Genomic DNA, 7,793 nt, shown 5'->3' with positions numbered 1-7,793 from the left:
TCACGCAGCCGACCTGTACCGGGGCGACCTGCCGGTCGAGCACCCGTTCGTCAGCCCCCTGCTCCACGACCTCGGTGGGCTCGGGACGATCGTCGTCGCGAGCGGCACGCGCGACGTGCTGCACCGCGACGCGCTCCGGCTGGAGCAGCACTGCCCCTCACCGGTCCGCGTGCTCGTCGGCGAGGGCCTGCTGCACAACTACCCGTTGCTGCCGATCCCGGAGGCGCACGCCGCCCGTCGCGCGTTCGTCGACGCGCTCCGCTGAGGCGACCGCGCCCTGGTTACGATCGGGGACCGTGTCCAGCGCCCGAGACCAGCTGATCGAGTACATCACGGCCGAAGCCGTGTTCCACGGCGACTTCACCCTCACCTCCGGCAGGAAGGCGTCGTTCTACGTCGACCTGCGCACCCTGAGCCTCGACCACCGGGTCGCGCCGCTGATCGGGGAGGTCATGCTCGACCTGATCGCGGACGTCCCGGACGTCGCGGCCGTCGGCGGGCTCACGATGGGCGCCGACCCGATCGCGACCTCGATCCTGCACCAGGGCGTCCTGCGCGGCAGGGTCCTCGACGCCCTGGTCGTGCGCAAGGAGCCGAAGGACCACGGTCGAGGCCGGCAGGTCGAGGGGCCCGACGTGGCCGGCAAGCGCGTCATCGTGGTCGAGGACACCTCCACCACGGGCGGCTCGCCGCTGAAGGCCATCGAGGCGCTCGAGAAGGCCGGCGCCGAGATCGCGGCGGTCGCGGTCGTCATCGACAGGAGCACCGGGGCCAGAGAGGTCATCGAGGCGGCCGGCTACCCCTACCTGGCCGCGCTCGACCTCGCGGACCTCGGCCTCGCATGAGCATGCCGCGAACGGCATGAGCCTCCCGACGAACTCGGGAGGCGCTGCCCTGGACGCCGTGGGAGCGGTCCCGCTCGCCGTCGTCGAGCGCAGCGGCTTCCCCGAGTCGCAGCACCTCGGTGCGGCGGCCGTGGTCGCCGCCGACGGCTCGGTGCTGTCCGTCAGGGGGGACGCGGACGCGTTGATCTACCCGCGGAGCGCGCTGAAGCCGTTCCAGACGATCGCCGCGCTCCGAGCCGGCCTCGCGCTCGACGCCGAGGGGCTGACGATCGTCACCTCCAGCCATGTCGGCGATCCGGTGCACGTCGACGCGGTACGCGCGGTGCTCGCAGCCGTCGGCGCGGAGGAGGCGGACCTGCTGACCCCGGCGGCGTGGCCGTCGTCCCGCCGCGCGTCCGACGAGCTGGTGCGGACGGGCGGGGGTCCGACCCGGATCGCGATGAACTGCTCCGGCAACCACGCGGGCATGATCGGCGCCTCGATCGCGCTCGGGCTGCCGGTCGCGGACTACCTGGACCCGGCGAGCCCCGTGCACGCGCTCGCCGCGGAGGTCATCGCCGAGTACGGCGGCGGAGACCCGGTCCGGCCCGGCACCGACGGCTGCGGCGGACCCGTCTGGGCGATCCCGGTCGTCGCCCTCGCCCGCGGGTATGCGGCGCTGTTCGCCGAGCACCTCGCGCTCGCGGCCGCGATCCGCGCGAACCCGGTGCTGATCGAGGGCGAGGGCACCGCCACGACCCGTGCGGTCGCCGCGCTCGGTGTCGTGGCGAAGGCCGGCGCGGAGGGGGTCTGGTGCGCCGTCGCGCCCGACGGCACGGCGGTCGCGGTCAAGGTACTGGACGGCTCGCACCGCGCCGCCGCCGCGATCGCGGTCTCCCTCCTGGCGCAGGCGGGTTCGATCGACGCCGCCGAACCCTTCCTCGCCGACCAGTCCCTGACGGTCCTGGGCGGCGGCCAGCCGGTCGGCCGCATCCGCGTGCTCGTGTGAGCACGTGAGCAGGACTCAGGAGCTTCGGCAGGACTCAGACGCGCATCCCGTCCTGCTGTCGGTGCTGGGTCCTGCTGTCGTGCTCAGTCCTCCGGGCCCTCGGTGAGCGCCGGGGTCGGATCGAGGAGGTCCGCCACCGACTCCAGGACCTCGTCGGGGCGGAACGGGTAGCGCTCGATCTCGGCGCGGTCGCTGATGCCGGTCATCACGAGGATCGTGTGCAGGCCCGCCTCGATGCCCGCGACGATGTCCGTGTCCATGCGGTCGCCGATCATCCCGGTGTTCTCGCTGTGCGCGCCGATCCGGTTCATCGCCGACCGGAACATCATCGGGTTCGGCTTGCCGACGATGTAGGGCGTCTTGCCGGTCGCCCGCTCGATCAGCGCGGCGACGGCGCCGGTCGCGGGCAGCGGGCCCTCGTTCGACGGGCCGGTCGCGTCGGGGTTCGTGACGATGAAGCGGGCGCCGCCGCCGATCAGCCGGATGGCCTTCGTGATCGCCTCGAACGAGTAGTTGCGCGTCTCGCCCACGACGACGTAGTCGGGCGCCGTGTCCGTGAGGATGTAGCCCGCCTCGTGCAGCGCCGTCGTCAGGCCCGCCTCCCCGATCACGAACGCGCTGCCGCCCGGGATCTGGGAGGCGAGGAAGTCCGCGGTCGCGAGCGCGGACGTCCAGATCGACTGCTCCGGCACGAAGAGCCCGGAGGCGCGCAGCCGCGCGGCCAGATCGCGCGGCGTGAAGATCGAGTTGTTCGTCAGGACCAGGAACGGCTTGCCCTGATCGGTCCACTGCTGGATCAGCTCGGACGCACCGGGGACCGCCTGGTTCTCATGGACCAGCACGCCGTCCATGTCGGTGAGCCAGCAGTCGACGTCGGCCCGGGTTCCTGCCACCCGCTCAGCGTAGGGCGGGGGCCACCGGCGCACGACGCCCAGAAGTGGGCGTCAGGTCTGGACGCGCCGGACCGTCGTCAGCCGGGTCAGGAGGTCCTCGAGCGGCCCGCGACCGACGAACCGCTGCCAGAGCGAGGCGAACGTCAGCGACCCGATGAGCAGCCCGGCGAGCAGCGACCACGACTCGATCCACGGCGGATCACCGGCGGCGGGCGTCGTCAGCCAGACCGCGAGCGCGAGCAGCTGACCCGTGTAGATCGTGAGCGGCATGCGACCCGCCGCGATCAGCGGTCGCAGCACGGCGCCCGCGATGCGACCCGTGGAGGGGGAGCTGCAGAGCAGCTCGAGCGCGCCGATGATCGCGAGCGCCAGCCCGCCGGAACCCAGCACCTCCGCCGTCGTGTTCGCGTGGGCGGAGGCGTCCAGCCCGGCGAGCGCGGCCCCGCCGTAGCCGAGGGCGCTCGACGCGGCGCCCGCGCCGACCATCGCGACGAGCGTGCGGCGCCGCGCGAGCCCCGCGCGCGCGACGAGCAGCCCCGCGCACAGGTAGGCCGCGACGACGACGCCGGGGTAGTAACCGGTGACGAGCCACTCCGCGGGGAGGTGGGCGAGCCGCTGCGCGGTGAACGGCGTCTGCAGGTCCTCGCCGACCGCCGCCACGATCAGCGGCCCGGCGAGCGCGGCGACGAGCGCGACGCCCGCGACGACGGGCACGGGTGCGAACACGACCGGCAGCAGGATCAGGAACAGCACCCCGTAGGTGTCGAGCACCACGGCGATGGGGGTGCCGAGCGTCCAGAGCGCGAGCCCGAGCGCCACGAGCACGAGCCCGCGCAGTGCCACGGAGACGAGGGCGTCGCGGCGGTCCCGGCCCAGCCCGGGTCGAGCCCCACCGGTGAGCAGCCCGATCGAGCAGCCGGCGAGGGTCGCGAACAGCACCGCCGAGCGGCCGTCGGCGAGCGCCTGCCTCGTGCCGTCCGCGGCGGTGTGCGCCCAGAGCATGCCGACGATCGCCAGGCCGCGTGCGGCGTCCACCCCGGCGAATCGAGTGCCCATCAGGGGAAGGGTAGGCGGTGGGAGTCGTCGATCCTCCGACGGACCCGCGAGAATGCAGTGTGCTGGACTGGTTCTTCAACGGCGCGCTCCCCACCGCCGCGTTCGTCACGATCGAGGTCGTGCTGCTGATCGTGGCGCTCGCCGTCGCGCCGCGGAACCGCCGGCCGTCGTCGGCGCTCGCCTGGATCATCCTCATCGTCGTACTGCCGCTGATCGGACTGGTGCTGTTCGCCCTGATCGGCTCGCCGAAGCTGCCGAAGGCGCGTCGCAACAAGCAGCGGACGATGAACGGGCGCATCGAGGAGCGGGCCAGGACGATCGAGCACGTCACGGACACGCACGGTTCGCCGCCGTGGCTCGCGCCGATCGCGCGGCTGAACCGGGAGATGGGCGCGCTCCCGCTGGTCGACGGGAACAGCGCACGCCTGCTGACGCACTTCGACGAGCAGCTCGCGGCGCTCGTCGAGGCGATCGACGCGGCGCAGCGCACGGTCCACGTCGAGTTCTACATCCTGGCGCTCGACGACACGACGCGGCCGTTCTTCGCCGCGCTGGAGCACGCCGTCGCCCGCGGCGTGACGGTGCGGCTGCTCGTCGACCACCTCGGCTCGCTGAAGTACCCCGGCTTCCGGCGGGCGCGGAAGGCGCTGACGCGCATCGGCGTGGACTGGCGCCTGATGCTGCCGGTGCAGCCGCTTCGCGGCAGGTACCAGCGCCCCGACCTGCGCAACCACCGCAAGCTGATGGTGGTCGACGGCCGGATCGGGTTCGTCGGCTCGCTCAACATCATCGACCCGGGCTACGAGGTGGCGGGCAACCGGCGGCGGCACCTGCGCTGGCGGGACCTGCTGGCGCGGGTGGAGGGGCCGGTCGTGCAGGAGGTGGAGGCGCTGTTCGTGACCGACTGGTTCAGCGAGACGGACCAGATCCCAGGTCCCAGGACCCTGGACGCGGTGGCCGACGACGACGACCCGACGACCCTGCTGGCCCAGATCGCCCCCTCCGGCCCCGCGTTCGAGAGCGAGAACAACCTGGCGCTGTTCAACTCGCTGCTCTACGCGGCGGAGCGCCGGATCTCGATCACGAGCCCCTACTTCGTACCGGACGAGTCGCTGCTCGGGGCGATCCTGACGGCGGCGAGACGAGGCGTCGCCGTGGAGCTGTTCGTCGGCGAGATCGGCGACCAGTTCTTCGTGTTCCACGCGCAGCACTCCTACTACGACGAGCTGCTGCAGGCGGGGGTGCGGATCTTCGAGTACGCCGCGCCGACCATCCTGCATGCGAAGCACATCTCGATCGACGACTCGGTCTCCGTCGTGGGCTCGTCGAACATGGACATCCGGTCCTTCCAGCTCGACCTCGAGCTGATGATGCTCATCTCCGGCAGATCCTTCACCGACGATCTGAAGGCCGTCGAGGACGAGTACCGGTCGAATTCAACCGAGCTGACGCTCGAGCGGTGGCGGCGCCGGGGCCCGTTCCACGGCTTCGTCGACGGGGTCGCGCGCCTCACCTCCGCCGTGCAGTAGGGCCGGCATGTTTATCGGCATCGACCTCGCGTGGGGCGCCAACGGGCGCACGGGCCTCGCCGCGGTCGACGCCGCAGGTGCGCTCGTCGCCTCGGCGAGCGTGCGGACCGACGACGAGATCGACGCCTGGCTGGCGGTTCAGGACCGGCCGTCGGTCATCGGGGTCGACGCGCCCCTGATCGTGCCGAACGCGACCGGTCGCCGCGAGGGCGAACGGCTGCTCGGGCAGGCCTACGCCCGGTTCGACGCCGGTGCGCACCCGACGAACCGCTCGCGGCCGTGGATGGATCCGCCGCGGGGGTTCCGACTCGCCGAGCGGCACGGGTGGTCCATGGATCCGGCGCACCCCGTCACGGTCGAGTCGCCCGTGTGCCTGGAGGTGTATCCCCATCCGGGCATGGTCGGCCTCTTCCAGCTCGGGCGGGTGATCCCGTACAAGAAGGGGTCCTTCGCGGACCGGCGGGCGGCGTTCGCGCGGCTGCTGGCGCTGCTCGAGTCCGTCGAGGTGCTGCGGCTGGCCTCGAGCCCCTCCTGGACCTCGATCCGCGACCGGTTCGGCGCAGCCGAACGGCTCGTGCACCTCGACGTGCTGGAGGACGAGATCGACGCGGTGTTCTGCACCCACCTGGCGTGGCGGTGGACGCAGCGGCCCGGGTCGCTGACGGTCTTCGGGGACGTCACCACCGGCTACATCGTCGCTCCGCCCCCTCCTGAGCACGAGCCGACGCCGCGCGGCGCGGCGGTCGAGGTCGTCGAGCGCCCGGTCGTCGGCGTGGGGCCGTGGGACGGCGAGTGGCCGGAGGACCCTCGGTTCGATCCCGAGCTGCTGGCGCGCGGCGACACCCGGAACGTGGTCGACGGCTACCGGTACTGGCGGATGGAGGCGATCGTGGCGGACCTCGACGCCCGGCGGCACCCGTTCTCCGTGGCGATCGAGAACTGGCAGCACGACCTGAACATCGGGTCGATCGTCAGGACCGCGAACGCCTTCCTCGCCGAGACCGTCCACATCGTCGGCAGGCGGCGCTGGAACAAGCGCGGCGCGATGGTCACCGACCGGTACCAGCACGTCGTGCAGCACGACGACGTCGCCGGGCTGATCGCCTGGGCGGCGGCGCGCGACCTGCCGGTGATCGCCGTCGACAACGTGGCCGGGTCCGTGGCCGTCGAGTCGTTCGCGCTGCCCGAGCGCTGCGTGCTGCTGTTCGGGCAGGAGGGGCCCGGCCTGACGGAGGAGGCGCTCGCCGCGGCGACGGCGGTCGTCGAGATCCCGCAGTTCGGCTCGACGCGCTCGATCAACGCCTCCGCGGCCGCCGCGATCGTGATGCACGAGTGGATCCGCCGCTGGGCGCCCTGACTCTCCGTTTTGTAGGAAGGTCCTTCCTACAAAACGGAGAGTCCTCGGCTCAGCGGCGCTGGGGGCGGTTGGCGCGCAGCACCTCGAGGCGGGAGCGGTACTCGACCTCGTCGATCTCGCCGTTGGCGAAGCGCTCCGAGAGCGTCGCCTCGGGGGAGCGGTGGGGGCCGAACGCCGGCCCGCCCGAGGTCTCCCAGCGGCGGCGGGCACCGCGGCGGAGCAGCGCCACCACCACGACGGCGACGATCAGCCAGAACACGGGGATCAGGAAGAAGAACGGGAAGCCGAACCCCGGGCCGTACTGCCAGGGAGCGGCGGTGAGTGCGGTGAGCACGATGCCTCCGATGAGGGGTGAGCGGGTCCGGTCGGACCGTGGCACCAGACTCCGCCGATGTCCCCTCCCCCGCGTCCGCCGCCGGGCGGCACCTCCCCTGCTGCCGGAGGAGTAGGGCTACGCCTGCCAGCCCGGCGCCACGAGACCCGTCTCGTACGCGAGCACGACGAGCTGCACCCGGTCCCGCGCGCCGAGCTTGCCCATCACCCGCGACACGTGCGTCTTGGCCGTCAGCGGACTGAGGAACAGCCGTCCGGCGATCTCCTCGTTCGTGAGCCCGGCGGCGACGAGCACGAGCACCTCGCGCTCGCGATCCGTCAGCACCGCCAGCCGCTCGGGCGCCTCCGCCCGTCGCAGGCCGCCGGCGACACGCTCGAGCAGCCGCCGGGTCGGGCCCGGGCTCAGCAGCGCGTCGCCCGCTGCTGCCACCCGGACAGCTCGCAGCAGCTCGGCCGGCTCGGTGTCCTTGACCAGGAAGCCGCTCGCACCGGAGCGCACGGCGTCGGCGACGTACTCGTCGAGCTCGAACGTGGTGACGACCACGACGTGGCACTGCTCGAGGCCGGGTGTGCGGACGATCTCCCGCGTCGCCCAGAGGCCGTCGCCGTCGGGCATCCGGATGTCCATCAGCACCACGTCGGGTCGGGTGCGACGCGTCAGCACGACCGCCTCCCGCCCGGTCGCGGCCTGGCCGACCACCGTCATGTCGGGCTCGGCGTCGACGAGCGCGGCGAAGCCCGCCCGGATGAGGGACTGGTCGTCGGCGAGCAGGACGCGGATCATGCGGGGGC

9 protein-coding genes and 1 pseudogene are annotated in these 7,793 nt (G+C 72.6%); 6 read left to right on the top strand and 4 right to left on the bottom strand.

What is annotated here, in order from left to right; translation table 11 throughout:
* From ACFE67_RS12900 to ACFE67_RS12890, 3 genes are all read left to right on the top strand, one after another.
* On the top strand, positions 1-265 hold a 265-nt coding region (locus tag ACFE67_RS12900), incomplete at its 5' end, for an alpha/beta hydrolase fold domain-containing protein (protein ID WP_375407279.1).
* A gap of 31 nt (positions 266-296) precedes the next feature.
* Positions 297-845: an orotate phosphoribosyltransferase gene (gene pyrE, locus ACFE67_RS12895; protein ID WP_375407278.1), complete on the top strand. Its 549-nt coding sequence runs from the start codon at positions 297-299 to the stop codon at positions 843-845.
* A gap of 16 nt (positions 846-861) precedes the next feature.
* Entirely contained in the window at positions 862-1,833 is a 972-nt protein-coding gene (locus ACFE67_RS12890; protein WP_375407277.1) for an asparaginase, read from the top strand.
* A gap of 83 nt (positions 1,834-1,916) precedes the next feature.
* On the opposite strand, the gene ACFE67_RS12885 is transcribed toward ACFE67_RS12890, so the two are convergent.
* Positions 1,917-2,684, bottom strand: a complete 768-nt coding sequence (locus ACFE67_RS12885; RefSeq protein ID WP_375407282.1) for an HAD-IIA family hydrolase — start codon at positions 2,682-2,684, stop codon at positions 1,917-1,919.
* 93 nt (positions 2,685-2,777) lie between these two features.
* Positions 2,778-3,782, bottom strand: coding sequence for a DUF418 domain-containing protein (locus ACFE67_RS12880; protein WP_375407276.1), 1,005 nt, complete (start codon positions 3,780-3,782; stop codon positions 2,778-2,780).
* A 59-nt stretch (positions 3,783-3,841) separates the two neighbouring features.
* Here ACFE67_RS12880 and cls point away from each other — a divergent pair, with 59 nt between their 5' ends.
* The 3 genes and pseudogenes from cls (at position 3,842) to ACFE67_RS12865 (ending at position 6,668) form a co-directional block, all read left to right on the top strand.
* Entirely contained in the window at positions 3,842-5,311 is a 1,470-nt protein-coding gene (cls, locus tag ACFE67_RS12875) for a cardiolipin synthase (RefSeq protein WP_375407275.1), read from the top strand.
* Positions 5,312-5,318: 7 nt separating this feature from the next.
* Positions 5,319-5,975: pseudogene (locus ACFE67_RS12870) on the top strand (DUF429 domain-containing protein); the annotation flags it as partial.
* Between the two features lie 108 nt (positions 5,976-6,083).
* Entirely contained in the window at positions 6,084-6,668 is a 585-nt protein-coding gene (locus ACFE67_RS12865) for a TrmH family RNA methyltransferase (RefSeq protein ID WP_375407281.1), read from the top strand.
* Between the two features lie 49 nt (positions 6,669-6,717).
* Here ACFE67_RS12865 and ACFE67_RS12860 read toward each other — a convergent pair whose 3' ends face one another.
* Entirely contained in the window at positions 6,718-7,002 is a 285-nt protein-coding gene (locus tag ACFE67_RS12860) for a hypothetical protein (protein WP_375407274.1), read from the bottom strand.
* 117 nt (positions 7,003-7,119) lie between these two features.
* Positions 7,120-7,785, bottom strand: coding sequence for a response regulator (locus tag ACFE67_RS12855; protein ID WP_375407280.1), 666 nt, complete (start codon positions 7,783-7,785; stop codon positions 7,120-7,122).
* Positions 7,786-7,793: the final 8 nt, after the last annotated feature.

Source organism: uncultured Amnibacterium sp. (assembly GCF_964244015.1).
Classification (GTDB): Bacteria; Actinomycetota; Actinomycetes; order Actinomycetales; family Microbacteriaceae; genus Amnibacterium.
The sequence above is the reverse complement of the archived record's forward strand: the minus strand, read 5'-3'. Positions and strand labels throughout refer to the sequence as shown.

Coding starts and splice junctions, on each gene's coding strand:
- ACFE67_RS12880 (WP_375407276.1), bottom strand. CDS start 3,782: ATGGGCACTCGATTCGCCGGGGTGGACGCCGCACGCGGCCTGGCGATC.
- ACFE67_RS12855 (WP_375407280.1), bottom strand. CDS start 7,785: ATGATCCGCGTCCTGCTCGCCGACGACCAGTCCCTCATCCGGGCGGGC.
- ACFE67_RS12890 (WP_375407277.1), top strand. CDS start 862: ATGAGCCTCCCGACGAACTCGGGAGGCGCTGCCCTGGACGCCGTGGGA.
- ACFE67_RS12885 (WP_375407282.1), bottom strand. CDS start 2,684: ATGGACGGCGTGCTGGTCCATGAGAACCAGGCGGTCCCCGGTGCGTCC.